A 24,975-nucleotide genomic window follows, 5' to 3' on the forward strand; every position below is an offset into this window, starting at 1 on the left:
GGATGCACCCTCAGAAGTCGGTCGGGAGACCCTGATGGACCCGGGACTGTTCGGGCACGAAGTCGTCCGGGACGTAGTCCGTCTCGACGGTGCGCGTGGCGTCGAGGCGCGCGGGGCGGTAGTAGTCGCTGCCCTGCTTCCAGTACCAGAGCATCGGGACCAGCCCTACGGCCAGGCCGCCGATGCCGATGGCGATCGCCGCGTCGCTCAGGTCGCCCAGCGACTCGACGAAGATCCAGAACATGAACAGGGCGCCGAACAGCGGCCACAGCCCGCCGAAGAGGAAGTTCGCCGCCGACTTGAACAGCATCTTGCGGTACGCGACGACCACTGCGAGGCCCGCCAGGCCGTAGTACACGGCGATCTGCAGACCGATCGCCGAGATCGCGTCCGAGAGGATCTCGCCCACCGAACCGAGCGCGTTCGAGGCGATGAACATCACCAGCGCCACCCCGCCGACCACGGTGATCGCGACCCACGGGGTGTTCCAGGTGCGGTGCACCTTGCCCAGCGCGGCCGGCATCGTACGGTCGCGGCCCATCGCGAACAGGGAGCGCGTGACCTGGATGAGGGTCGTCTCCAGGGTCGCGATGGTGGACAGCATCACCGACACGATCAGCAGCTTGCCGCCCCAGCCCGGCCACAGCTCGTCGCCGAGCACCGCCAGCACGTTGGCCTTGTTGCTCTCGATCTGCCGCGAGGTCAGGATGATGTTCACCGCGATGGTGAACACCTCGAAGAGCAGGAAGACGATGCCGACGCCGATCAGGCCCGCGAGTCCGGTCGTACGACGGCTGTTGCGGGTCTCCTCGCTGAGGTTGCTGGTGACGTCCCAGCCCCAGTAGTAGAACGCGGCGATGAGCCCGCCCGACGCGAAGCCCGACACCCCGTCGAAGTGGCTGAAGCCCAGCCAGGACCAGTCGAAGGCGCGGGCGTTATCGGTGTGGACGAGGGCGAACACCGCGAACAGCGCCAGAATCCCCAACTCGACACCGGACATGAGGAGTTGGGCCCGGACCGTGAGCCGGGCCCCGCCGAGCACCACGAGCAGCATGATCACGAACCAGGCGGCGCCGACCACCGTCGACAACGCCGTGTTGTCCGCGAGGCCTTGATCGAAGAGGGACAGGGTCATCGACCCGGCGGGCAGTGACCCGGCGACCATGAAGATGGTCGCGGAGACCACCAGGGCCCAGCCGCTGATGAAGCCCAGAAAGGGGTGCAGGGTGCGGCCCACCCAGGAGTAACTCGCCCCCGCGTTCACGTCGATACGTCCGAGATAGCTGAACGCCAGCGCGATGCCCAGCATCGGTATCGCGCAGTACAGGAGCGCCGCCGGACTGGCCACCCCCACCGCGCCGACCAGCACCGCCGTGGTCGCGGCCAGCGAGTACGCCGGCGCGCTGCCCGCCACGGCCATCACCACGGTGTCGAACGTACCGAGGGCATTGGCCTGTAGCCCTCTGCCCCTGTTGTTGCTCATGGATGCGCTGCTTTCCGTCTTGCACGACGTGGGGGGTTGCGCGAACCGGCCCCGGACCCGGAGAGGGATGGCCTCGGGTCAGTGGCCGGTCGGAACAACAAAAAGGGAATGGTGGATACCCGTTGAACCGCTGCGTCGGCGGACGGTCACACCGTGTGTGGGTGTGATGATAGCCGTACCTCTTGACCTTTCAAGATTGACCAGCGAGTAATCTCCTGTGAACGGTCAGTCGCCGAGTCGGTCGATCTGCCGCAGTTTGTTCGTCGCGTCGAGGGCGGCGACCTTGTAGGACTCGGCGAGCGTCGGGTAGTTGAAGACCGCGTCCACGAGATAGTCCACAGTGCCGCCGCAGCCCATCACCGACTGGCCGATGTGAATGAGCTCCGTCGCGCCGGTACCGAAGCAGTGCACGCCGAGCAGGGTGCGGTCCGTGGGGGAGACCAGCAGCTTGAGCATGCCGTGCGAGTCGCCGATGATCTGGCCGCGCGCGAGTTCGCGGTAGCGGGAGATCCCGACCTCGAACGGCACGCACTCCTCGGTGAGTTGGTCCTCGGTCTTCCCGATGAAACTGATCTCCGGGATGGTGTAGATGCCGATCGGCTGCCGGTCGTCGATCCGGTGCACCGGCTCACCGCAGGCGTGGTACGCCGCCGTACGGCCCTGTTCCATCGAGGTCGCGGCCAGCGCCGGGAAGCCGATGACGTCGCCGACCGCGTAGATGTGCGGCACCGCGGTGCGGAAGTTCTCGTCGACGTCGATCCGGCCGCGCCGGTCGGCGGACAACCCGGCCTTGTCCAGGTCGAGTTCGTCGGTCAGACCCTGCCGTCCCGCGGAGTACATCACCGCGTCGGCCGGGATCTTCTTGCCGCTCTCCAGCACGGTCAGCGTGCCGTTGGTGTGCCGCTCGACGGCGGCGACGGTCTCCCCGAAGCGGAAGGTGACGGCGAGGTCCCGCAGGTGGTACTTGAGCGACTCGATGACCTCCAGGTCACAGAAGTCGAGCATCCCGGCGCGCTTCTCCACCACGGTGATCTTGCTGCCGAGCGCGGCGAACATCGAGGCGTATTCCATCCCGATGACGCCCGCGCCGACGATGACCATGGACCGCGGGACCTTGGGCAGGTCCAGCACGTTGTCCGAGTCCATGATGGTCCGCCCGTCGAACTCGACGGTGTCCGGGCGCGCGGGGCGGGTCCCGGTGGCGATGATGATGTTCTCGGCCGTCAACAGCCGTTCGTGGCCGGTGATTTCGGTCAGCGCGACGGTGTGCGGGTCTATGAAGCGGCCCGTGCCGGCGAACAGGGAGACCTGGTTGCGGGACAACTGGTTGCGGATGACGTCCACTTCACGACTGACCACGTGCTGCGTGCGCGCGGTGAGGTCGCCGACGGTGATGTCGTCCTTCAGGCGGTAGCTCTGCCCGTACAGATCGCGCTGGGTGAGGCCGGTGAGATACAGCACCGCCTCGCGCAGCGTCTTGGAGGGGATGGTCCCGGTGTGGATGGAGACCCCACCGACCATGTCGGGGCGGTCGACGACGGCGACCCGGCGGCCGAGCTTGGCCGCGGCGATGGCGGCCTTCTGGCCACCCGGTCCTGAACCGATGACAAGCATGTCGAAGTCGGGCACCTCCGGAGTCTGTCAGCCGGAGCGCCCTCTCCGAAAGGGTGAACGGGTAACCAGGTGCCGACGAGACGGCTAGGGAAGCAGTTTGTCCAGCGCGGCCGCCCCCTCCGCCTCGATCTTCCGCCGCGCCCACTCCAGATTCTCCGGCGTCACGTCCCGCCCGGCCGCCAGCACCACGTCCTCCGGTGCCACCTCGGTCCCGGTGCGGGCGTGCAGCAGGTCATCCGGTGTGGCGCGATCCTCGGGCGGGACGGACGCGTCGGACTCTGACATCGACATGGGGCCTCCTCCTCGGAACCGGACAGCTGCACCGGCATCGTACGAGTGCCGTGGGTCCCACTCCCACGATTCCCCGCCCGGCTCTTCCCTGCATCCGGAAGAGTGGCCGATCGAGAACCTGAACCTAAGCTGGGAACCGGCCCGCGCGGGCCCGAACCAGGGAGGCTGCCGCGATGGTCGAGACCCCGCCCCACCAGGACACCCCCACCGGACCCGGATATCTGCCCATCGCCGAGCACGGACTGATCGGCGATCTGCGGAGTGTGGCGCTGGTGGGGACCAACGGCACGATCGACTGGTACTGCTGTCCGTCCTTCGACGCCCCCAGCGTCTTCGCCGCGATCCTGGACGCGGAACGAGGCGGCTCCTTCGAGCTCGCCGCCTCCGTGCCCGCGCGCACCAAGCAGTTCTACTTCCCCGACACCAACGTCCTGATCACCCGGTTCTACACCGAGGAGGGCGTCGGCGAGGTCCAGGACTTCATGCCGGTGACCGGGGAGTCGGACGCGTCCGCCCGGCACCGCCTGATCCGGCGCGTGCTGTGCGTGCGCGGCTCGGTCCCCTTCCGGACGCGCGTCGCCCCGAGGTTCGACTACGGCGCCAGCCCGCACACCGCGCGGATGGTCGGCGACGTGGCCCTCTTCGAGTCCGCAGAGAGGTCCCTCGCGCTGACCGCCACCGTCCCCCTGGAGTGCGACGACGTCGACGTGTGGGCCGACTTCAAGCTCGACGAGGGCGAGTCCGAGGTGTTCGCCCTCGACCAGGTCGACGGTGAGGTGACCTCCCGCCCCTGCGCACGGCAGGAGGCCGAGGACGAGTTCGCCTCGACCGTCGCCTACTGGCGCCGCTGGCTCTCCCAGTCCCGCTACCGGGGCCGCTGGCGCGAGATGGTCCACCGCTCCGCCCTCACCCTGAAGCTGCTGACCTACGCCCCCACCGGCGCCATCGTCGCCGCCCCCACCACCAGCCTCCCCGAACAGCTCGGCGGCGAGCGCAACTGGGACTACCGCTACGTCTGGATCCGCGACGCCGCCTTCTGCGTCTACGCGCTCCTGCGCCTCGGCTTCACCGGCGAGGCCAAGGCGTTCATGCAGTTCGTGACCCGCTACATCAGCCCCGGCGACGGCAACCCCTCCGGCCCGCTGCAGATCATGTACGGCATCGACGGCCGCACCGAACTCACCGAACACGAGCTCCCCCACCTCGAAGGCCACCAGAAATCCGCCCCGGTCCGCGTCGGCAACGCGGCGTCCGACCAGCTCCAACTCGACATCTACGGCGCCCTGATCGACTCCATCTACCTCTACGACAAGTGGGCCGAGCCCATCTCCAGCTCCCAGTGGGACGACGTGTGCGCCCTCGTCGACTGGGTCTGCGACAACTGGGACCAGCCCGACGAGGGCGTCTGGGAGACCCGCGGCGGCCGCAAGAACTTCCTCTACTCACGCCTGATGTGCTGGGTCGCGATCGAGCGCGGGATCCGCCTCGCCAACCGCCGCGGCCTGCCCGCCGACCTCCCGCACTGGCTCCAGTGCCGCGACACCATCTACCGCCGCATCATGGACCGCGGCTGGTCGGTCAAACGCCAGGCATTCGTCCAGTACGAGGGCAGCGACGTCCTCGACGCCGCGCTGCTGATGATGCCGCTGGCGAAGTTCATCGCGCCCACCGACCCCAAGTGGCTTTCCACACTGGACGCGTTGACCGAGGAACTCGTCTCCGACTCCCTCGTCTACCGCTACAACCCGCAGGCCAGCCCCGACGGCCTGCGCGGCGACGAGGGCACGTTCTCCATCTGCTCCTTCTGGTACGTCGAGGCCATGGTCCGCGCCGGCCGCGTCGACGAGGCCCGCCTCGCCTTCGAGAAGATGCTCACCTACGCCAACCACCTCGGCCTGTACGCCGAGGAGATCGGCCGCACCGGCGAGCAACAGGGCAACTTCCCCCAGGCGTTCACCCATCTCGCCCTGATCAGCGCCGCGTTCAACCTGGACAAGGCGCTCGGCTGATCCGGCTGCGTTCGTCCGGCCCGCGCAACAAGTGTCACTGAGGCGTCACAGCACGCCGGGGCACCACAACCACCGTGGCATGTCTCGTGTCGAACCCGTTGACCGCACCACATTTGATCCACGGGGGAACACATCATGACGAACGTGTCACGCAAGAAGGTCTCCGCCGCCGTCGCGTCCGCGACCTTCCTGCTCCTGGCCGGCGCCGGCATCGTCGCCGCACCGGCCAGCTACGCGGGCGTCCCCGGCGGCACCAGCGCCGTCGACCGCAACAGCGACTTCAACGGGGACGGCTACGACGACGTCCTCATCGGCGCCCCGGACGGCACCGTCGACGGCAAGCAGGGCGCCGGTTACGTCACCGTCCAGTACGGCGCCCCGAACGGCATCGCCACCAACACCACGGTCCCCAAGGGCAAGACGGCCGTCATCAGCCAGTCCACGCCCGGCGTCCCCGGTACCTCGGAGACCTACGACTCCTTCGGCCGGGCCGTCGCCACCGGTGACGTGAACGGCGACGGCTACGACGACGCGCTCATCGGCGCCCCCGGCGAGGACGAGGGCAGCCTTGAGAACGCCGGCCGCGTCACGGTCCTCTACGGCTCCAAGGCCGGCCTGGGCGCCGAGGCGAACACCTCCTTCACCTCCACCAAGCCCACCGCGGGCGCCCGCTTCGGCCAGTCCGTGGCGGCGGCCCGTTTCACCGGCGCCACCGACGCCGACGAGATGGCCGTCCTCGACGACAACGGCGCCCAGATCTTCGCCTACCACACCGACATCCTGCACCTGATGGGCACGCTGAACACGACCACGGCCCCCGGCGGCCACCGCATCCAGCCCGCCTACCTCACCACCGGCGACTACGACCGCAACGGCTTCGCCGACCTGGTCGTCTCCGGCTACAGCCCCGACGACGACTACCAACAGGGCTGGTCGGCCCTCTACGCGGGCGGCGACACCGAGTTGACGTACCGTCAGGACCTGAACGGCGGCCTCGGCACCGCCTCCGGCGACATCAACCACGACGGCTACGACGACCTGGTGGTCGGCCAGCTCAGCAGCGCCGACGACAAGGCCGAGGGCGACGACGGCGGCAAGATCGCTGTCTACTACGGCAGTTCGGAGGGCCCCACCGGTCCCGCGGGCTGGTGGTCGCAGAACTCCCCGGGCGTGCCCGGCACTTCGGAGCACGGCGACGCCTGGGGCAACGACCTCTCCGTCGGCGACGTCAACGGTGATAAATACGCGGACATCGCCGTCGGCGCACCCGGCGAGGACATCGGCACGGTCCAGGACGCGGGCGCCGTATGGCTGTTGCGCGGTTCGAGCAAGGGTGTGACCGCGACCGGCGCCCAGTCCTTCGACCAGAACACCGCCGGCATCCCCGGCACCGCCGAGTCCGACGACGCCTGGGGCACCCAGGTCCGGCTGGCCGACACGGACGCGGACGGCCGCAGCGAACTGGTCGCCTCCGCACCGGGCGAGAACGCCGGCGACGGCTATGTGTGGTTGCTCCCGGCCGGCCCCAAGGGCCTGCTCGCCGACGGCTCCTCGCTGTACAGCGCGGCGGACCTCGGCGGCGCGGCGAAGGGCGCGGGCTTCGGGGCGGCGATCGACGAGTAAGCCTTCGGCGACTGAGGGGAAGCAGTGCGACAGCGCCCGCACCGGCTCGGCAGCCGGTGCGGGCGTTGCCCGTGAACTGGGTTGGTCACAGTGCCTGTTCGGCCCAGATGACCTTGCCCGCCGGGGTGTACCTGGTGCCCCAGCGTTCCGAGAGCTGGGCCACCAGGAACAGACCCCGGCCGCCCTCGTCCGTCATCGCCGCGTACCGCAGATGCGGCGACGTGGTGCTGCCGTCGTAGACCTCGCAGATGAGGGTGCGGTCGCGCAACAGGCGGACGCGGACGGGGTCGTTGCCGTAGCGGATCGCGTTGGTGACCAGTTCGCTGAGGATCAGTTCGGTGGTGAACGTCAGCTCGTCCAGGCCCCAGTGGGTGAGTTGGCGGGTGACCGAGGCGCGCATGTCGGCGACGGCGGCCGGGTCGGACGGGACGCGCCACTCGGCGATGTGGCCGGCGCCCAGCGCGCGGGTGCGGGCGACGATCAGGGCGATGTCGTCGCTCGGACGTACCGACAACTCCGAGTCGAGGACGGCCCGGCAGGTGTCCTCGGGGGAGTCGCCGGAGTCGGTGAGCGCCGTGCGCAGCATCTCCAGGCCGACGTCGATGTCGCGCTCCCGGTCCTCGACCAGGCCGTCGGTGTACAGGACCAGCCGGGTGCCCTCGGCCAGCTCCAACTCGGCCGTCTCGAAAGGGAGTCCGCCGAGGCCGAGCGGGGGACCGGCCGGGACGTCGGGGAACTCGACGGTGCCGTCCGGCCGGATGAGGGCGGGTGGGGGGTGGCCCGCGCGGGCGACCGTGCAGCGCAGGGTCACCGGGTCGTAGATCGCGTACAGGCAGGTCGCTCCGGTGACCGGGGCGACGCTGTCCTCGGTCGTCTCGTCCTGGTCGATGCGGCCCACCAACTCGTCGAGCAGGCCCAGGAGTTCGTCCGGAGGAAGGTCGAGCGCCGAGAAGTTGTGGACCGCCGTGCGCAGTCGGCCCATCGTGGCCGCCGCGTGCAGACCGTGACCCACGACATCGCCCACGACCAGGGCGACGCGGGCGCCGGACAACGGCAGGACGTCGAACCAGTCGCCGCCGACCCCGGCCTTCGCGGGCAGATAGCGGTAGGCGACGTCGAGGGCGCTCTGCTCGGGCAGCCGGCGGGGCAGCAGGCTGCGCTGGAGGGTGACCGCCATGCCGTGTTCGCGGGTGTAGCGGCGGGAGTTGTCGATCGACACCGCCGCGCGGGCGACCAGCTCCTCGGCGAGGGCCAGCTCCTCCGTGTCGAACGGCTCCGGCTTGTCCGAGCGCCAGAAGTTGACCACACCGAGGATGAGGGCACCGGCCCGCAGCGGCACGGTGATCAGCGAGTGGATGCCGTACTCGACGACCTGCGCGGTGCGTTCGGGGTCCTGGGTGAGCCAGCCGGGGGCGTCGCTCAGCCGGGGTTCGACGACGGCCTCGCCGGTGTCGAGGCTGCGCGCCTGTGGGGAGGACGCCACGAACTGGATCTGCTTGCCGACCGGGTAGAGCGGGGCGTCGTCCCGGACCCCGGTGTTGGCCGTGCGGCGCAGCTCGGTCCCGGGCTGGGGTTCCTCGCCGCTGAGTACGGCGTCGTAGAGGTCGACCGTGACGAAGTCCGCGAAGCGGGGGACGGCCAGTTCGGCGAGTTCCTCGGCGGTGCGGGTGACGTCCAGGCTGGTGCCGATGCCCACTCCGGCGTCGTAGAGCATGTTGAGGCGTTCGCGGGCGACCTCGGCGCGGCCGGAGAGGGCGCGGAGTTCCGTGGAGTCGCGGAGCGTGGTGACGCTGCCGGCCGGGCCGCCCTTGAGGTCGGTGGGGCGCTGGTTGACGGCGAGCAGCCGGTCGCCGACCCGGTGCACCTCGTCCGTCGCGACCCGCGCGGAGGCCAGCAGCGCGGTCATCTCGGCGTCGAGCCCGAGGTCGAGGACCAGACGTCCCTCGGCGTTCTCGGGCAGGTCGAGCAGCTGGCGCGCCTCGTCGTTGGCGAGCAGCAGGCGGCCCTCGCCGCCGACGATGATCACGCCCTCCCGTACGGCGTGCAGCACCGCGTCGTGGTGCTCGTACATCCGGGTCATCTCGTGCGGGCCCAGGCCATGGGTCTGGTGCTGCAGGCGTCTGGTGACCAGGGCCGTACCCCCGAGGGCGAGGATGAGTGCCACCCCGGCGGCGGTCAGCAGGAGCGGCAGCTGCTGGTCGGCGGCGCCGCCGACGTTCGCCTTCGTCACCCCGGCCGACACCAGACCCACGACCTTGCCGCCGGGGCCCCGGACCGGGACCACGGCCTGCACCAGCGGTCCGATGGTGCCGGTGATCTCCTCGGTGACGACGTGCCCGGCGAGCGCGGGGGCGATGTCCCCGACGAACTTCTTGCCGATGCGGTCCGGCTTGGGATGGGTGTAGCGGATGCCGTCGGTGTTCATCACGACGATGAAGTCGACCTTGGACGTCTTCCGCGCGGCCTCGGCGCTCGGCTGCAGGATCGCCGTGGGGTCCGCGCTGCGCAGGGCCGCGACCGTGCCCGGCGCGTTGGCGAAGGTCTCGGCGACGGCCACCGACCGGTTGCGGGCCTCCTGCGTGCTGTCGTGCCGCACCTGGAGCACCTGTGCGACCACGGCCGACACGACCAGCAGCAGCACGATCACCAGCTGCAGCATGAACACCTGCCCGGCGACGCTGCGGCCGCCCAGCCTCCCGCCCAGCGGCGCCCGCCGGTGTTCGCGCGCCCGACGGGCACGGTCGTACGGGCGCTGCGCGCGCAGACCGTCGGGGCGGTGGGTCGACCGGGCCCCGGGCCGACCCGTCAGGCGGACCATGTGCCCATGTCTACACTGCCCGACCTCAGGAGGCGAGGGGCGTCACAGGCGGTGACAGGCCGTGGCCGGCCGGGGGTCACGGGTGCCGTCCGGGCTTGGCGCGGCGGGCGGCGAGCAGCAGCGCGATGTCGTCCGGGCGGTCGGCCGCGTGCCGGGCGGTCGCGGTGAGCCGGTCGGCGACACCGCCCAGGCCACCCCCGCCCGGCCGTGCGGCGGGCCCGCCCGCCTTCGCGAGGGCGACGCGCAGGGCGGCGATGCCGTCGTCGATGTCGACACCGGGCCGCTCGACGAGGCCGTCCGTGTAGAGCGCGAGGATGGAGTCGGGCTCCAGTTGCAGCTCCGCGACCGGGTACTGGGCGTGCGGGTCCACCCCGAGGACTACGCCTCCGGGTATGTCCCAGACGCGGGTGCGTCCGTCCGGGGTACGGATCAGCGGCGGCGGATGCCCGGCCCGCGCTACCCGGACCAGCCCGCTCGCCGGGTCGAGCCGGAGGTAGCAGCAGCTCGCGAACTGCCCGGGGTCGAGGTCGATGAGGAGGTGGTTCGTGCCGCTCATCACCTCGTCGGGCGGCCGGTCACCGAGCGCGAACGCCCTTACGGCGCTGCGGAGTTGACCCATGGTGGCGGCGGCCTGGACACCGTGCCCCTGCACATCCCCGATGACCAGGGCGAGACCGTCACCGGCTTCCACCACGTCGTACCAGTCGCCGCCCACCTCCATGCCCTGGGTGCCCGGCAGATAGCGCCCCGCGGTCTCCACCTGCGGGTGGGCGGAGAGCCGGCGGGGGAGGAGGGCCTGCTGGAGACCGCGGGCGAGGGCGGCCTCGGAGTCGTAGCGCTGGGCCTTCTCCATCGCGTGGGCGATCAGTCCGGCGAGGGCGGTGAGCACCGCGCGCTCCTCGCCGCTGAAGCTGCGGGACCGGTCGAAGCCCAGGATGGCCGAGCCGACCGGGCGGCCGGACGCGATCAGCGGCAGGAACGCGCGGGCGCCCACCTCCGCGTCCAGGGGGATGCCCGGGTAGGCGTCCGCCAGCTGCTGCATGGAGTCGAAGAAGAGCGGGCGTCCGGTGGTGAGGGTCTCGACGCCGGGCAGCCGGGTGTCGAGACCGACCCCGTCGAACGGGGCGAGGAAACCCTGCGGGAAGCCGGTCTCCCAGGCCAGGTACAGATGCCGTTCCTGCAGCAGATAGATCGCGAGGCGCCGGCCGCCGAACGCGGGCAGCAGCTCCTTCATGACCACCGCGGACACCTGGCGGGCGGTGACCGCCTCCGTGAGCGCGATGGCGAGCACGATCGGCCGGTACAGCGGGGCCAACGAGGTCACGCCGTTGTCCGGGCCGCCGTCCCCGTCGGCGCGCACGGGCACCAGCGGCAGCGGCGGTCCCGCCACCCGGGTCGAGGGGGCGACCGTGCAGGTCAGCCGGTCCTGACCCGGATGGACGGCCATCGCCAGCCAGTCGCTCTGGTACGGCTCCTGTCCCTGCTCCCGCTCGTCCGGGCGCCGGACGTGGAAGTGCACCGGCCCCAGCGACAGCAGGGCGCCGCGCAGCTGGTCCTCGCAGCCGATCTGGTTCAGCCAGGGCACGCCCTCCCACAGCGGGCGGCCCAGCAGCTCCTCGCGCGGCCGGCCCAGCAGCTGGGCGGCGCGCGGATTGGCGTAGGTGACCAGGCCGAGCCGGTCCAGGCAGAACACGCCGTCCGGGAGGAGATCGGCCACGCTGTCGGCCAGCGGTGCGGAGCTCGGGTCGACGACGACACCGCTGACCGGGTAACCGCCGTCAGGCGGGAGAGGCCCGGTGGCGGGCGTCCACAGATCCAGCAGCCGGGCCGAGCCGTCCGCCGCCCGCACGCGCAGGGGCAGCGGCGGGGGCTTCCCGGCGGCCGTGGCCCGCAGCGCGGCCATGACCTGGTACGTGTCGCCCGGCGCCACGACGTCCGCGAGGGCCTGCGCGGTGCCGGGGAACTCCGCGGGCTCCACCCCCAGCAGGGCGTGCAGGGAGCCGTCCCCGGTCACGGCCGCGGTCTTCGGATCCCACGAGAACCGAGCCATGCGCCCCTCTGGGCGATGCGTGGCCGCCGTCCGGACGCACACGGGCTCGCCGTCCCAGGCGACGTACGGACCGTCCTCGTCCTTGTGCTCGTCTTCCAGCTCGGCCAGCGCCCTGCCCAGCTCCTCGGCCAGCCGGGTCATCCGGTCCAGACCGGACAGCACCTCGGTGGCGTCCGGGGCGGAGGGCCGCAGCACGGTCAGCACGCCGTACGTCGTCGACCCGCCGATGACGGGGACGTACAGGGACCCGAACTGGAACGGCAGGCTCGCGGCGAACTGCGGATAGCGGCGCATGGTCTCGGTGGCGTTCGGCAGGACCACGTGCACGCCGAGCCGGTAGGCGTCCGCGACGGGGAACTTGCTGTCGACGTGCAGCCGCCCCCAGGGGCGGAACAGCGGCCCGGGCAGCCCCGCCAGTACGCCGAGACGCAGCAGTCCGGGCGTGCTCGACCGAAGGTAGACGCCCCCGGAGTGGCCGCCGGCCGCGTCGATCGCCTCCGTCGAGGCGTCGATGAGCAGCTCGGCGAGCCGTCCGGGCGTCCCCTTCTCGCGCTCGGCACTCCCAGTCATTGGGGCTCTACCTCGTCCCTGTGGCGCCGGGTGGGTGACACAGCAAGAATGCGCCAGGACGCGGCCCGGGTCACCTGGGCGGACGGGATGGGCTGGAGGGGCACGGGTATCGCCGGTCCGTCGGGGTCTGATGAAGTGATCAAGAGTGACTCAAGTGTGGTGGGGTCGGATGCGGGGTGTCGGATGACGAGTAGGGTGCGGCGTCGCCGGCGGTTCCGTCGGTGTCGTCGGCTCATGACGAAGGCCCCTCGGCGTCGGTGCGGAGGGGCTTCCCGTGGGTCAGGCGACGAGGGTGGGCCGAACGGGGCGGGTGCGGCGGTCGCCAGCGATGCCGTTGTGGTGCGGGAGCGTGTTCTTCGCGTGCGGTGTGTTCGGTTTCTTCGCGTTCTTCGAGCGCGGTGTGTCGCATACGTCGAGGCCGACGGCCCCTGCGCGGTCGGGTCGCCCGTGGCCGGTCATCCGGAACGCGGCGGACCTGTCGGTCGTCGCCGGGTCCGCCGGGTCACGGTCGTGCGTCGTCCGGCCGGTGCGCTCGGGTACGGCGAGCGTTCTTCCGGCGGACCGGGGTGTGGCCATGGGGCTGGGCCCTTTCGGATCGACGCGATAAGTAGGCAGGCAGGAAAAGGGAGTTGAGATCCGACCCGCGTCAGCGATCGGTCCTCGACCCATGGCGTTCAGGATGGCGCAAACTACGCCTCGCGCGGGGCGAATTCGATCTGTTGCCCTCGCCGGTAATGACCGGCCGTCCGCCGATTCGCCGGCCATATACCGCGGACCAGCGCCCACAGCAGCAGCCCGGCCACCACGGGACCACCGAACAACACGGTCAGCCCGGCCCCGACATTGACGCCGAGCACCCCGGCCGTCAGCACCCTCCAACCGACTCCGACGATGACCCCGGCCGGCATCAACGGCGCCAGCACCTCCCACCACCGCCGCTCCAACTCCCCACGCCGTGAAGCCCGCACGAGCAGAGCACCCCCAACTCCCGCCAGCAGCAGGGCGACCACCCCGACCACGGCGGCCGCCCCGTCCGAGATGTCCAACGGCCGGTAGGCATAGTCGAGTTCGGAAGCGGAGAACCCCTCGGCATCCTGCCGCCCCAGCAGGCCCCATACGGCGACCGGTACGGCGGCGACCAGAGTGGCGGCGGCCGACAGATGTGTTGCTCGCGGTGTCATGGGTCGATGGTTGCGGGGAGGGGCGGGTGGGGGCATGAGCACGGGTACTTAGTCGGGGGTGGGGGTGGGGGGCTGGTACTTAACTGGGGGGCGGGCCGGGGTGGGGTGCCTTGGTTGGGGGCGTCCCCGTTGGGGGCGGCTACTAGGTGCAGGCTGGCCCGCCTCGTTCGGTCGCGTCTTCAGCAGGGTGCAGGTGCTCGCTCGGTGCACGGCACCTGAATCGCCCGGCGGCGCCTCCGGTACGGGAGCCGCTGTGACTTTGCCAGCCCCCTCGGCGCGCCCGGCCGCGCACCACAAACCCCCCGCCCGGGAACCGCACCGCCCCCGCTCACCCCACCCGCAGCCCGATTGTTAGCCTCGGTCATGGCCAGATTCCCCCTGCCCCGTCATGGATCGCGATGAGTACGGTCGCCGCCGCCTCCTTCCCGCTCGGTGCCGGGACCACGCTTGCCGAGCTCGCTCAGGACCCGCACGCACGGTTGGCGCGGCTTCGTGAGCGTGAACCCGTGTCCTGGCTGCCGGAGTTGGGTGGCTGGCTGGTCACGCGGCGGGACCTCGCGTTGGGTGTGATGCGGGACGCGGGCACCTTCACCGTGGACGACCCGCGCTTCTCCACCGCTCAGGTCGTCGGCCCGAGCATGCTGTCCCTCGACGGGGAGCGGCACGCCCGTCACCGTGAACCCTTCACCGCGCCCTTCCGGCCCCGCGAAGTACGGGACGGCTTCGCCTCGTTCATCGAGCGTGAGACCGACCGGCTCGTCACGGCGCTGTGGCCGGCCGGCGCCGGTGAACTGCGGCGTGCCTTCGCGGGCCCGCTCGCGGTCGCCGTTGTCACCGAGGCACTCGGGCTGACCGGTACCACTCCGGACACGGTCCTCTCCTGGTACGACGCGATCGTACGGGCGGTCTCGGACATCACGGCCGGCCACGAGGCGGGAGCCGCCGGCACCAAGGCGTACGCGGAACTGCGCGCCTCCGTCGAAGCCACCGTCGCCGACCGGGGCAGAGCCTCACTCCTCGGCGTCGCCGCCGGACAACTCACACTCCCCGAAGTGGCCTGCAACGCAGCCGTGTTGATGTTCGGCGGCATCGAGACCACCGAGGCGATGATCACCAACGCGCTGCTGCACCTACTGCGCCACCCCGACCAACTCGCCCTCGTCCAGGCCGACATGGGCCTGCTGGACGGCGCGATCGAGGAGTCGCTGCGCCTCGAACCCGGCGCCGCCGTCGTGGACCGCTACGCCACCCGCGACACCGTCCTCGGCCCGGCCGCGATCCGCGAGGGCGACCTGGTCACCGTCTCCCTCACCGGCGCCAACCGCGACCCGGCAGTCTTCCCCGACCCCGACCGCTTCGACGTGCGCCGGGAGAACGCCCGCCTCCAACTCGCCTTCGCCCACGGCCCGCACTACTGCCTCGCCGCCCACCTCGCCCGCCTGGAGACCCGTATCGCCCTCCGGCACCTGCTCGAACGCCTCCCCGCCCTGCGCCTAGACCCGGACCACCCCACCGCCCCGCACGGCCTGGTCTTCCGCAAGCCGCCGACACTGCACGTGCTGTGGGACGCCACGAGTCGAGTCATGCACTGAGGGATGTCACCACCTGACGCGGAGTCGAGCCCCCCGAGGGTGACTGTCCGTCAGGAACCCTTCAATCACGGCCCACTTGGCGCTCCATGACCTCCACCAGCCGCCCCAACGCACTCAGCACCTGATCCCGGTCCTCACCCAGCCCTGCCAACAGCTGCACCTCGGCGGAGAGTTGGCGCGGAAACAGGTCGTCCACGGCCTTCGCCCCGGCCGGGGTGATGGTCACCAGCGCGGCACGCCGGTCCGCCGGGTTCGGCGTACGCGCGATGAAGCCGCGCTTCTCCAGCTTGCCCAGGGCCTTGCTGACGCCCGCGCGGGACAGGCCGAGCCATTCGGCGAGGCGGCGGGCGATCACCGGGTCGGTGGCGTGCCGTAGGGGGATCAGCATGTCGACCTCGGGGGCGGTGAGTTCGGCGCCCGCGTAGAGGGGCTCGACGGCCCGGTTCAGGAGCCCGGTGGCGTGTTTGAGGAGGCCGATCAGCTCCATGGGGGAGGTGTCGAGGCCGGGATTGTGCTCGGTCCACTGCGCGCGGACATCGGCGGGGGAGGGCGACATGCGGCTCGTCTTCTCACTTCCTGGACCGGGCCTTCGTAGGCCTTCGCAGACCCGATCCGCAGGCTTTCATGGGTCTTCACGGGCTGACGGGGGCCTTCACCGGTCCGTCATTGTTAACCGGTGAACCATCGGTTACCGTTACGGTCATGGTATCGCCGTCCCCCTCCAGTTCCGCCGCCGCGCGCCCCACCGCACCGGCCGACTCCACCGATCCCTCGCGGCGCACAGCCGTCGCCCTGGTCGCCGTCCTCGCCGCGCTGACCGCGGTCGCCCCGCTCGCGACCGACATGTACGTCCCCGGTTTCCCCGCGATGGGGGACACGCTCGGGGCGAGCAGCTCGGCCGTGCAGCTGACGATGACCGCGTTCCTGGCCGGACTCGTCGTCGGCCAGCTGCTGATCGGCCCGCTCAGCGACAGCCTCGGCCGCCGCGGACTGCTGCTGTCCGGAACGGCCGCGTTCACGGTCTTCTCCGTCGCCTGCGCCCTCGCCCCCAACATCGGCGTCCTCACCGGAGCCCGGTTCCTCCAGGGCCTGGCGGGCGCAGCCGGCATGGTGCTGGCCCGCGCCGTCCTGACCGACCGCTTCCAAGGGGCCGAACTGCCCCGCTACTTCGCGGTCCTCTCCCAGATCATGGGCGTCGCGCCGGTCGCCGCACCGGTGCTCGGCGGCGCGATCCTCGCCGTGTCGACCTGGCGCGCGGTGTTCGTCGTACTGACCGTGATGGGCGGCCTGTTGCTGCTCGGCGTGGTCCGCAAGGTCCCGGAGACCCTGCCGCCCGAGCGGCGGCACGCCGGCGGGATCACCAACACCTTCCGCGCGATGGGGGAGTTGCTCGGCCGTCGTACGTTCATGGGCTACGTCCTTGTCCTCGCGTTCATCTCGGCGGCACTGTTCGCCTACATCAGCGGTTCCAGCTTCGTCTTCGAGAACCTGCACGGAGTGTCGGCCACGACGTACTCCCTGATCTTCGCCAGTAACGCCGTCGCCATGCTGATCGCCGGCGCGACCTTCTCCCAACTCGCCGGACGGGTACGGCTGAACACCCTCCTCGTGGCCGCGGTCGCCGTCGCCGCGGTCGGCGCGCTGGCCCAGGTGCTGCTGGTGCTGACCGTGGGGGAGACCCTCGCCGGCACCTGGATCACCCTGTTCATCACGGCCGGTGGCATCGGCATGGTCTTCCCGTCGACCCTGAGCATCGGGCAGGCCCTCGGCCGCAACGCCCCGGGCGCGGCCTCCGCCCTCCTCGGCGGCCTGCAGTTCCTGTTCGGCGCGCTCGCCGCGCCGCTGGTGGGGGTGTTCGGCGAGGACGGTTCGCTGCCGATGGCGGTGATCATGCTGATCGCCGTGGCAGCGGCGGGAGTTGCGCTGGTGGGGCTGGCCAGGCCGTGGGAGGGGGAGGGGGAGCCGACAGAGTCGGCGAAGTAGCTGACGACCCGTCTGGAAACTGTGGCTTCCGGCGAGTTCCTTCGTTCGGTCGGCGGGATGCTCAAGGCCGGCGATCGGTTGTGGTTCTCGGGTTACGGATCTGTCCCAACGACCGGTGGCCGCGCACGAGTTCGCGACGGCGGCGGGAACCGCCGTACGGGCTTGCCGTTGGGGCGCTCCGGCGCGTTGTGCCTGGTGACAGTGGACGTCGTACGGGGAAGTGTGTGTAACAGGAATGTCTTATGCGGTGGCTGTGCGGAACGGTCGACCCGGCCGAGCCGCTCTTGATGATCAGAAACGCCCGCTCGTACCGACCCGTACGGAGCGGCCGGCACTGACACCACCGATCCTGAGGATGAATCGATGCGCGTTCACAAGCTCACCTTCGCCGCCCTGGCCGTCGCCGCCGGTCTCTCGCTCACGGCCTGCCAGAGCGACGACGCCAGCACGGGAAAGAGTGACCCGTCGTCCGCGCCCACGGCGTCGTCCGGGTCCAACGCCTCGTCCTCGGGCGGCAGTTCGGACACGGGCGGTTCGGACCAGAGCGGTGCGAAGGCCACCACGGGGACCAGTTCCGGCGGGTCGAGCTCCGGCGGCACGGGGACGGCTGCCGGTACCGGGTCCGACGTGAACGCCAAGGCCGGCCAGTGCCGTACCGACGAGCTGGAGGTCACGGCGAAGGACAACACCATCGACGGCGACCCGAACGCCACCGTCGTGGTCGAGTTCAAGAACGGCGGCGGCCGGGACTGCACGATCTCCGGGTACGCGGGTGTCGACCTGAAGACCAACGCGGGGACGGTGTCCGCGAAGCGCACCGGTCAGGCGACCACGTCGGCCGTCCTCAAGAACGGGAAGTCGACCTACTTCCCCGTCAACTACCCGTTCAACAAGTCGGGCGGCTCCGGTGTCCGCATCACCGGGCTGGTGGTGACCCCGCCGAACGAGACCAAGTCGGTCACTCTCGCCTGGCCGGGCGCCGCCACCCTGCCCGTCACGAACGGCTCCGGCTCCTCCGTGACGGTCGGCCCGGTCGGCAGCGCCGGCCAGGGAGGCTGACCCGCACACCCCGCCCCATGTCCGCGTGGCGTCCGGGTCGGACGCCCTGGCTGTCATCCCTACGCCTCAGGCCCGCACGAACTCGCTTAGTTCGTCCGCGGTAGCGCCGGCGCCTGTTTGAGAGCGGGCACGGCGGCGATCAGGAGTTCTTCGCCGCCCGGGCCCGATACGCCGCGACCGTCGTCCGGCTCGCGCACGCGTTGGAGCAGAATCGGCGGGTGCGGTTCCGTGACTGGTCCACGAAGTAGTTCTCGCACCCGGCCGCGGCGCACCGGCCCAGCGTCACCGCCGGGTCCCCGGCCGCGACCAGGGCGAGTTTGGCGGCGATCAGCTGGCCGAGCCAGCGCTTGGCCGGGGTGCCGTTGCGGCTGAAGTGGATGTGCCAGCCGTCGAGGCCGTCGTGGTCGGACAGATGCATCTCCGGCGGATAGTCGCGCAGCAGGCGGTGAACCGCTTCGGGGGCGGCGCCGTCGACCGACTGCGCCAACGCCGTGCGCACGAGGTCCCGCAGCTCGTCGTAGTCGCCGCCAGAGGGCGGAGTGACCTCGTGCTCCGCGAAGAACGCGGCCACCAGGTCGCCGTGTTGGTCGAGGGTCCCGGTGTTGGCCAGCTCGACGGCCAACCGCGCCACGTTCCCCATGTAGTCATCGTATTGCACTTGACCGCCTACATCGCTGCTTCTTATTGTAGGTGCCATGATAGCTGACAGCACCTACATCGCTCGTCGCCTGCAGATGCTCGGAGAGTGGGACGCCGCGCTCGCCGTCCTGGGCCCCGACGCCGAACCCGAGGTGCGCGCGGAGATCGCCGTAGACCGCTGGTTCTTCCGGATCGAGGGTCATGAGGAGGCCGAGAAGGCGGTCGCGGCGCTCGGTCCGGCATCGCCGACCGCGTACCTGCTCGCGGCGCGGCTCGCCTACAGTCGCCTGCTGTTCGGGCGCGAACCCCGCGCGGACGACCGCGCCGTGGCCGAGGCCGGCTACCGCGCGGCGATCGAGAGCGGCGACGAGAAGACGCGCGCCTGGGCCGAGTACCACTGGGCCGTTCTGCTGGACAACATCGACGAGGACCGGGCCGGTGCCCTACCGCTCTACGAGTCGGCCCTCGATGTCGCGACGAAGTCCGGCGACGGCTACTTCGAGTCGTACATCATCCGGCACCTCGCACCGCACAAGGAGCCCGCCGAGCGGATGGCGATGCTGCGCCGCTCGCTCAACCTGCGCGCCGCGCTCGGCGCCAGGCCCCAGGCGATCGCCGCGCAGGCCCTCCTCGCCGAGAACCTCCCCGAGGGCGACCCCGAGCGCGCCGAGCTCGTTGAGATGGTCCGCCCGGGTGCGGAAGAACTGCACATCGGCTGGCTCCTTTCCGAGGGGTGACCTGGTTCGCGCAACGGAAGTGCCCCTTCCTCCCATAGGTCCTCTCATTGATAAGCCGGTTCAACGGTGTTGAGACCGGCGAGGTCGTTCAACGCTGTTGAATCGGTCATTCCGTCGCGGTGGTCGGTTGCCGTACGAAGTGATTCCCGAGCTGGACGTCCGACGTGTGACCCTCGTCGAGGACTCGACGCACCCGTCCGCTCCCATCTGAACGATTGTTGATCCCCTACTGCCATGAGACGACGCCACGAGGGGCGCACCCGCGTCGACAGCCGCTGTGCGTGCCCTGCCGAGCCCACGGCGAGGGCTGCCGCCCGTGAGGCGGGTGTCGATCCGGCGCTTGTTCTGTACTACTTCGGTTCGGAGGAAGCCCTGTTCCTGGAAACCATGGCCTCCGCCCTGAAGAACGAGCTGGTTTTCGACGAACGCGTCGAGCATCTTCGCGAATACTTCATCCGGCACCTTCTCAATTCCGACGACGAGCACCGGAGCATTCTTCTGGCGCTCGTTCGCGCGAGTGACGCCGATGAGGAACTCGCCGCCATCGATCACGAGAAAATCGTCGTTATCTACGGCGTGCTGCTTCAGCAATTGCTCGACCCTGGAGCGTGACAAGAACGGTCGGGAAACCGCCGTCATCCGTCGGTCCGACCGTGAAAGACGCCCACAATCCGTCACATCGGCGATGACACGGATTTCCACCCTCTCCTGCCCCTACCTTCGGTCCCTCGGCGCCGAGCCCACCCGGCGCCGGTGCCAAGGGGGTTGAGGGAACAGTGGCCGAACGGCTCTACGGGGTGGACCCGTTGCTCGACGGGTTGGTGCCCGGCCTCGTCGGGTTCGACCGGAACGGCGGTCGGTGTGACCGCGTCGAACTGCCCGGCGGGCACCCCGTCATCGAACTGGTCGGCGGCCGTCGCAGCGGCAGGACCAGCGTGCTCGCGGCCCTGTCCGCCGCCTACGCCCCCCTCGTCCCGCTCGTGCGCGCGGACCTCGCCGCACCCGATTTCGGCGACCCGCTCCTCGCCGATCTGCCCGACACCCGCCCGGACGGCTCGCGCCTCACCGACCTGCTGTACCTGCTGTCGTACAAACTCGGCCTGAGGGTACGGCGGACCACACAGCCCCTGCGCTTCCCCCGGCTGTCCCTCGGCCTGTTGGCCGTGACGGCGTGGCGCCCCGACGGGACGTCCGACGACGTCGGCGCCGCACTGGCGCCGCAGGACCTGCGCCGCGCGGAGCAACGCCTCAAGGGTGTCATCAACCAGAACGGAGACGGCGGCCCGGAACGCCAGGCGCGTCTCGCCGAGTGGATCCAGGCCCTCGAACGTGCCGTTCCCGCAGGGGTGTCGGGCCTCGGCGTGCTGGAGGGCGCCGGCCGGGCCGCGCTCCGTACCGCCGCGCCCCGGCTGCTGCGGTCACGGGTGAACCGTGGCGCGCTGCGCTGGTGGGGCGATCATCTCGAACACGAGCAGGGCGACGCCGTACAGAAACTCTTCGCATTCGTACGGGACTTCCGTCGGCCGGGCGGCGACCAGGCCCGCCTGGAAGAGATCCTGATCAGCGCCTTCGTCGCGGACATCACGCACCACTACGGCCTGCTGCGCCGCAACAACGACGTGCCCCCGCCCCTGATCCTCCTCGACAACGCACACGTGCCCCTCGGCGCACGCCTCCTCGGACCGCTGCGGCGAAAGGGCGCCGACAAGGATGAGATGGGACCCGTCGTGGTGGCCGCACGGCTCGGTGACGCCACGGCCCACCGCGCGCTGCGGCAGGTCGCCGACCCGGCGGCCGCCCTCGCGGATCAGGTGGACGGCATACTGCGGCTGGGTCTGCCCGCGTTGGAGCGCGGCGACATCGTCCGCATCCTCGGCGCTTCGGACCGGCCGGCGTATCTGCCGCTGCTGATCGACCGGTTCGCCGGCGGCCGGGCGGGCAGTGCCCGGACCCTCGCCGAGGCGGCGGACGCCGTTCCTCATGGTGGCGCGCCTGACGCGCAGCCGGCGGCCCCGCTGCTCGACGCCGCCGCGCCGGACGGGAGCGGTACGACGGTGGAGCGGCTGCTGGCCGTGCTGTTGCCCGATCCCGCGAAGTGCTCCCGGCTGACACTGCTGGCCCCGGCGCTCGACGTCACAGCCGCCCGCAGGTTGTGGACCGGACTCCACTCCGGCGACACCCTGGCGCGGCGCGTGGACGACGCCCTCGAACTGCTGGAAGACGTCTGCTGGGAATCCGCCTTCTGGCCGAGCACCGACGGTTCCATGCCTCTCGTCGCGGACCGGGGCCTACGACACCTGCTGCTCCACCAGTTGCGGACCCGGACCGCACCGGAACGCTGGCGGCAGATCCATCAGCACCTGCGGGGCGGTTACGTACCGCAGGAGCCTCCACCCGACGGTGAGCCTGGACCGATCCCGTCCGCGTACCTGCACCACACCCTCGCCCTGGGGCTCACGGAGTCGGTCGTGCGCTCCCTGCACCACTGGCTCGGCCGCAGCACACCGTCCGTGTGGTTGTCGGCCGTGAACGTCGTCTGCGCCGCGCCGCGTCCTCCGGCGGGATTCGAGGCCGAGGCCGTGCCGGACGACGGACCGTGCGGCGGCTGCCGTCACGGCGAACCGGCTGCCCGGGACGAGGTCGTCCACCGGGCCGTGGCGCGGCTGGTGGAAGCCCTGTGGGAGCAGTCGGACCCGCTCAACGCGCCCTGTCCCGACCGTATCGACCAAGTGGAGTCCGCATTGCGCACGTTGCACGAGCACGAGGCCACCGACGCCTTCCGGCAGGTCCTCCGGCACTGGTCCGCGTGGCTGCGCGAGGGTGTTCAGGCCCCGTACCTGACCGTGCCGGAAGGGAGCGGGCGATGAGGTTCCGCACCCCGGGCCGGCTGACCCGCCGCGCTCTTCTCATGGTGTTCGTCCTCCTCGTGTGCACGGGTTCCTGGTACGGATACCGCGCCTACAAGGACACCTCCTGCGGTGACGGAGCGCACGAGGAGTCGTCTCCCCACGAGTGCGTCGGCGTCACCGACGGCAGCATGAGCTTCGACCCCGTTCTGGACCAGGTCTCCGCCCGGATCAAGGCCGAGAACGACAGGGTGACCAAGTCCGGTGCCCCGTATGCCACCATCGCGCTGATGGTCCCGATGTACTTCGCCGACCGGACGGCCTCGGTCGACCGCAAACACCTCCTGTGGGAGGTGCAGGGCGCGTACTTCGCCCAGTACCGCGCCAACCACAGGGCCAACGGCCAGGCACCGGCCATCCGCCTGGTGCTCGCCAACCCCGGGCTCGGGGGCGGTCATTGGCGCCCGGTGGCCGACCGGCTCGCGGACATGGCGGCCTCGCCCGAGCACCGGCTGCGCGCCGTCTTCGGGTTCGACATCAGCCTGCCCACCACCCAGCGGTCCATCGCCTATCTGACGAACGAGAAGAAGATCCCCGTGGTCGGCGGCGCGCTCACCGCCGACGACATCGCCAACACGCCCCAACACTCGCACGCCTACGAGGGGTTGGTCCGCGTCAACCCCAGCAACACCGACCAGGCCGCCGCCCTCGCCCACGCCGACCACGGTGTCGGGGCGCGGCAGACCGTGCTGGTGGAAGACGCGCGGAACGACGACAACTACATCACCAGCCTCCGGAAGGTCTTCGAGGCGCGGACCGAGGGGGCCTCGCTGGCACCCGAGCAGTTCCGTTCCCCGCCGGACATCAGCGCGGAGGGCACGACGTCGAACGACTTCCGACAGATCGTCGCCAACATCTGCGAATCTCCGGCCAACGAGATCTACTTCGCGGGCCGACCGGTCCAACTCCGCCAGTTCCTCAACGAATTGGGCAACCGGGGCTGCCGCGCCCGCTCGTACACCGTCATCACGGGCCCGGCCGCCAACGCCCTTCCCCTGGACGGTGCTTTGGAGTGGGACACCCTGCGCCACGGCGTCACACTGGAGTTCACCGCGTCCTCACACCCGGACGCCTGGACCGGCCCGAACACCCCGGCCACCGGCGGCTCGGCCGAAGCCTTCAAGACACTCAAGCAGCTGACGAACCGTCAAGTGACGGGCTCCGTCGGCCCGGTGGACCTGACCGACTCCCGCGCCATCGTCACCTACGACTCGGCCTGGACCGCGATCGAGGGCATCCGCGACGAAGCCGTCCACGGCCACGCGGTCCCCTCCACCGACGAGGTCCGCAACGCCTGGCTGCGCCTGCACGGCGCCCACCGCGTCGAAGGAGCCAGCGGCTGGATCTGCCTCGACAACCAGGGCAACCCCTACGACAAGGCGGTCGCCGTCGTCCGCCTCGACCCCACCACCCACACCGGCCGCTTCGTCACCCTGTCCTGGCCGACAGGCCGTCCCCCGAACGGGAGTTGCACGGCACCGCGCGCTCCGACGACCTGACAGCCCACAGGGGTGAGCGCACCCGACTCCCGACGATCTCGATCTCGTTGCGGATACCGCCCACAAGGCCAACTCCGCTGAGTCCAGGGCAAGATCGGGATCACGCCGGTCGTTGCCGCACCTCAGGAGCCCCCATGCCGAAGCTCGAAGTCGACGGCGCAGTACTTGTGTACGACGACGAGGGCCCCCGTGACGGAGACGGCGGTGTGCCGCTCGTGTTCATTCACGGGTGGACGGCCGACCGGCACCGCTGGGACGACCAGTTCGCGCACTTCGCGGTCGGGCGGCGAGTGATACGGCTCGACTTGCGCGGGCACGGGGAGAGCACCGGTGCGGGGGCGCGGACCGTCGGCGAACTCGCCGCGGATGTCGTCGCGTTGCTCGATCATCTGGAGGTCGACCGGTTCGTGCCGGTCGGGCATTCCATGGGCGGGATGATCGCCCAGACCCTCGTCCTCGACCATCCCGAGCGGGTCGAGCGGATGGTGCTCGTCGACTCGATCAGCCGCATGACCTACAGCCGGGCGCGCGGACTGCTGTTGGCGGTGTCCACGCTGCTGCCGTTCAAGCTGTTCGTCGCCGTCAACATCCAGCGCGCCTTCGCCCCCGGCTACCCCAAGGAGAAGATCCGCGAGTACATCGAAGCCTCCGCCGCCACGCCCCGCGAGGTCGTCATGACCTGCTACGGCGCGATGCGGGCCTTCGATGTGCTGGACCGTGTCGGCGGGATCAGCGCGCCCACGCTCATCGTCCACGCCTACCACGACATCCAGCTGCCGCTCTCCCAGATGCTGCGGATGGCCAACGCCTACCCGGACGCGGTCGTGCGGATCGTCGACGCCGGGCACGAACTACCCGTGGAGGAACCGGCCCGACTCACCGCGCTGATCGGGCAGTTCGTGTCCGTGCCGGCAGCCTGAG

At 70.6% G+C, this 24,975-nt stretch carries 19 protein-coding genes; 10 read left to right on the forward strand and 9 right to left on the reverse strand.

The window, feature by feature from the left end:
- Positions 1 to 10: 10 nt before the first annotated feature.
- The 3 genes from OG496_RS50895 to OG496_RS50905 all read right to left on the reverse strand — a co-directional run bounded on the left by OG496_RS50895 (position 11) and on the right by OG496_RS50905 (position 3,388).
- Entirely contained in the window at positions 11 to 1,483 is a 1,473-nt protein-coding gene (locus OG496_RS50895; RefSeq protein WP_405975826.1) for an APC family permease, read from the reverse strand.
- 225 nt (positions 1,484 to 1,708) lie between these two features.
- Complete coding sequence (sthA, locus tag OG496_RS50900; protein WP_399398270.1) at positions 1,709 to 3,112, reverse strand: Si-specific NAD(P)(+) transhydrogenase; 1,404 nt, start codon at positions 3,110 to 3,112, stop codon at positions 1,709 to 1,711.
- Between the two features lie 69 nt (positions 3,113 to 3,181).
- Complete coding sequence (locus OG496_RS50905; protein ID WP_405975827.1) at positions 3,182 to 3,388, reverse strand: hypothetical protein; 207 nt, start codon at positions 3,386 to 3,388, stop codon at positions 3,182 to 3,184.
- Positions 3,389 to 3,561: 173 nt separating this feature from the next.
- Here OG496_RS50905 and OG496_RS50910 point away from each other — a divergent pair, with 173 nt between their 5' ends.
- Positions 3,562 to 5,397, forward strand: a complete 1,836-nt coding sequence (locus OG496_RS50910) for a glycoside hydrolase family 15 protein (RefSeq protein WP_405975828.1) — start codon at positions 3,562 to 3,564, stop codon at positions 5,395 to 5,397.
- Between the two features lie 135 nt (positions 5,398 to 5,532).
- The gene (locus tag OG496_RS50915; RefSeq protein WP_405975829.1) at positions 5,533 to 7,020 is read left to right on the forward strand and encodes an esterase; all 1,488 of its coding nucleotides are present in this window, start codon (positions 5,533 to 5,535) and stop codon (positions 7,018 to 7,020) included.
- 85 nt (positions 7,021 to 7,105) lie between these two features.
- Here the strand turns inward: OG496_RS50915 and OG496_RS50920 are convergent, their stop codons facing one another.
- The 4 genes from OG496_RS50920 to OG496_RS50935 form a co-directional block, all read right to left on the reverse strand.
- Positions 7,106 to 9,838 (reverse strand): SpoIIE family protein phosphatase, encoded by a 2,733-nt coding sequence (locus OG496_RS50920; protein ID WP_405975830.1) that lies wholly within the window; start codon positions 9,836 to 9,838, stop codon positions 7,106 to 7,108.
- Between the two features lie 76 nt (positions 9,839 to 9,914).
- The gene (locus tag OG496_RS50925) at positions 9,915 to 12,458 is read right to left on the reverse strand and encodes a SpoIIE family protein phosphatase (RefSeq protein ID WP_405975831.1); all 2,544 of its coding nucleotides are present in this window, start codon (positions 12,456 to 12,458) and stop codon (positions 9,915 to 9,917) included.
- Between the two features lie 279 nt (positions 12,459 to 12,737).
- A complete protein-coding gene (locus tag OG496_RS50930) occupies positions 12,738 to 13,034 on the reverse strand; it encodes a hypothetical protein (RefSeq protein WP_405975832.1) in 297 nt (98 codons plus the stop codon).
- Positions 13,035 to 13,147: 113 nt separating this feature from the next.
- Complete coding sequence (locus tag OG496_RS50935) at positions 13,148 to 13,639, reverse strand: hypothetical protein (protein WP_405975833.1); 492 nt, start codon at positions 13,637 to 13,639, stop codon at positions 13,148 to 13,150.
- A 398-nt stretch (positions 13,640 to 14,037) separates the two neighbouring features.
- On the opposite strand from OG496_RS50935, the gene OG496_RS50940 reads away from it, so the two are divergent.
- Complete coding sequence (locus OG496_RS50940; protein WP_405975834.1) at positions 14,038 to 15,231, forward strand: cytochrome P450; 1,194 nt, start codon at positions 14,038 to 14,040, stop codon at positions 15,229 to 15,231.
- 61 nt (positions 15,232 to 15,292) lie between these two features.
- Here the strand turns inward: OG496_RS50940 and OG496_RS50945 are convergent, their stop codons facing one another.
- Entirely contained in the window at positions 15,293 to 15,787 is a 495-nt protein-coding gene (locus OG496_RS50945; RefSeq protein WP_399390659.1) for a MarR family winged helix-turn-helix transcriptional regulator, read from the reverse strand.
- 146 nt (positions 15,788 to 15,933) lie between these two features.
- Here OG496_RS50945 and OG496_RS50950 point away from each other — a divergent pair, with 146 nt between their 5' ends.
- Together OG496_RS50950 and OG496_RS50955 are read left to right on the forward strand one after the other, a co-directional pair.
- Positions 15,934 to 17,214, forward strand: coding sequence for a multidrug effflux MFS transporter (locus tag OG496_RS50950; protein ID WP_405975835.1), 1,281 nt, complete (start codon positions 15,934 to 15,936; stop codon positions 17,212 to 17,214).
- Between the two features lie 363 nt (positions 17,215 to 17,577).
- Positions 17,578 to 18,273 carry a DUF4232 domain-containing protein gene (locus OG496_RS50955; RefSeq protein ID WP_405975836.1) on the forward strand — a complete coding sequence of 232 codons (696 nt, stop codon included), beginning with the start codon at positions 17,578 to 17,580 and terminating at the stop codon, positions 18,271 to 18,273.
- 139 nt (positions 18,274 to 18,412) lie between these two features.
- On the opposite strand, the gene OG496_RS50960 is transcribed toward OG496_RS50955, so the two are convergent.
- The gene (locus OG496_RS50960; RefSeq protein ID WP_405975837.1) at positions 18,413 to 18,913 is read right to left on the reverse strand and encodes a CGNR zinc finger domain-containing protein; all 501 of its coding nucleotides are present in this window, start codon (positions 18,911 to 18,913) and stop codon (positions 18,413 to 18,415) included.
- A gap of 55 nt (positions 18,914 to 18,968) precedes the next feature.
- Between OG496_RS50960 and OG496_RS50965 the strand changes: the two genes are divergently transcribed.
- The 5 genes from OG496_RS50965 (at position 18,969) to OG496_RS50985 (ending at position 24,974) form a co-directional block, all read left to right on the forward strand.
- Positions 18,969 to 19,649, forward strand: a complete 681-nt coding sequence (locus OG496_RS50965) for a hypothetical protein (protein WP_405975838.1) — start codon at positions 18,969 to 18,971, stop codon at positions 19,647 to 19,649.
- A gap of 234 nt (positions 19,650 to 19,883) precedes the next feature.
- Positions 19,884 to 20,261, forward strand: a complete 378-nt coding sequence (locus tag OG496_RS50970) for a hypothetical protein (RefSeq protein ID WP_405975839.1) — start codon at positions 19,884 to 19,886, stop codon at positions 20,259 to 20,261.
- A gap of 164 nt (positions 20,262 to 20,425) precedes the next feature.
- Positions 20,426 to 22,516: a hypothetical protein gene (locus OG496_RS50975; protein WP_405975840.1), complete on the forward strand. Its 2,091-nt coding sequence runs from the start codon at positions 20,426 to 20,428 to the stop codon at positions 22,514 to 22,516.
- Positions 22,513 to 24,054 carry a hypothetical protein gene (locus OG496_RS50980; protein ID WP_405975841.1) on the forward strand — a complete coding sequence of 514 codons (1,542 nt, stop codon included), beginning with the start codon at positions 22,513 to 22,515 and terminating at the stop codon, positions 24,052 to 24,054. Before OG496_RS50975 ends, OG496_RS50980 begins: the two co-directional genes overlap by 4 nt.
- Positions 24,055 to 24,188: 134 nt before the next feature.
- Entirely contained in the window at positions 24,189 to 24,974 is a 786-nt protein-coding gene (locus OG496_RS50985; protein ID WP_405975842.1) for an alpha/beta fold hydrolase, read from the forward strand.
- Position 24,975: the final 1 nt, after the last annotated feature.

Source organism: Streptomyces sp. NBC_00988 (assembly GCF_045162645.1).
Taxonomy (GTDB): domain Bacteria; phylum Actinomycetota; class Actinomycetes; order Streptomycetales; family Streptomycetaceae; genus Streptomyces.

Excerpts from the sequence above, each read along its gene's own strand:
- OG496_RS50895 (WP_405975826.1), bottom strand. The coding sequence starts at position 1,483 with ATGAGCAACAACAGGGGCAGAGGGCTACAGGCCAATGCCCTCGGTACG.
- OG496_RS50905 (WP_405975827.1), bottom strand. The coding sequence starts at position 3,388 with ATGTCGATGTCAGAGTCCGACGCGTCCGTCCCGCCCGAGGATCGCGCC.
- OG496_RS50910 (WP_405975828.1), top strand. The coding sequence starts at position 3,562 with ATGGTCGAGACCCCGCCCCACCAGGACACCCCCACCGGACCCGGATAT.
- OG496_RS50915 (WP_405975829.1), top strand. The coding sequence starts at position 5,533 with ATGACGAACGTGTCACGCAAGAAGGTCTCCGCCGCCGTCGCGTCCGCG.
- OG496_RS50920 (WP_405975830.1), bottom strand. The coding sequence starts at position 9,838 with ATGGTCCGCCTGACGGGTCGGCCCGGGGCCCGGTCGACCCACCGCCCC.
- OG496_RS50925 (WP_405975831.1), bottom strand. The coding sequence starts at position 12,458 with ATGACTGGGAGTGCCGAGCGCGAGAAGGGGACGCCCGGACGGCTCGCC.
- OG496_RS50930 (WP_405975832.1), bottom strand. The coding sequence starts at position 13,034 with ATGGCCACACCCCGGTCCGCCGGAAGAACGCTCGCCGTACCCGAGCGC.
- OG496_RS50935 (WP_405975833.1), bottom strand. The coding sequence starts at position 13,639 with ATGACACCGCGAGCAACACATCTGTCGGCCGCCGCCACTCTGGTCGCC.
- OG496_RS50940 (WP_405975834.1), top strand. The coding sequence starts at position 14,038 with ATGAGTACGGTCGCCGCCGCCTCCTTCCCGCTCGGTGCCGGGACCACG.
- OG496_RS50945 (WP_399390659.1), bottom strand. The coding sequence starts at position 15,787 with ATGTCGCCCTCCCCCGCCGATGTCCGCGCGCAGTGGACCGAGCACAAT.
- OG496_RS50950 (WP_405975835.1), top strand. The coding sequence starts at position 15,934 with ATGGTATCGCCGTCCCCCTCCAGTTCCGCCGCCGCGCGCCCCACCGCA.
- OG496_RS50955 (WP_405975836.1), top strand. The coding sequence starts at position 17,578 with ATGCGCGTTCACAAGCTCACCTTCGCCGCCCTGGCCGTCGCCGCCGGT.
- OG496_RS50960 (WP_405975837.1), bottom strand. The coding sequence starts at position 18,913 with ATGGGGAACGTGGCGCGGTTGGCCGTCGAGCTGGCCAACACCGGGACC.
- OG496_RS50965 (WP_405975838.1), top strand. The coding sequence starts at position 18,969 with ATGATAGCTGACAGCACCTACATCGCTCGTCGCCTGCAGATGCTCGGA.
- OG496_RS50970 (WP_405975839.1), top strand. The coding sequence starts at position 19,884 with ATGAGACGACGCCACGAGGGGCGCACCCGCGTCGACAGCCGCTGTGCG.
- OG496_RS50980 (WP_405975841.1), top strand. The coding sequence starts at position 22,513 with ATGAGGTTCCGCACCCCGGGCCGGCTGACCCGCCGCGCTCTTCTCATG.
- OG496_RS50985 (WP_405975842.1), top strand. The coding sequence starts at position 24,189 with ATGCCGAAGCTCGAAGTCGACGGCGCAGTACTTGTGTACGACGACGAG.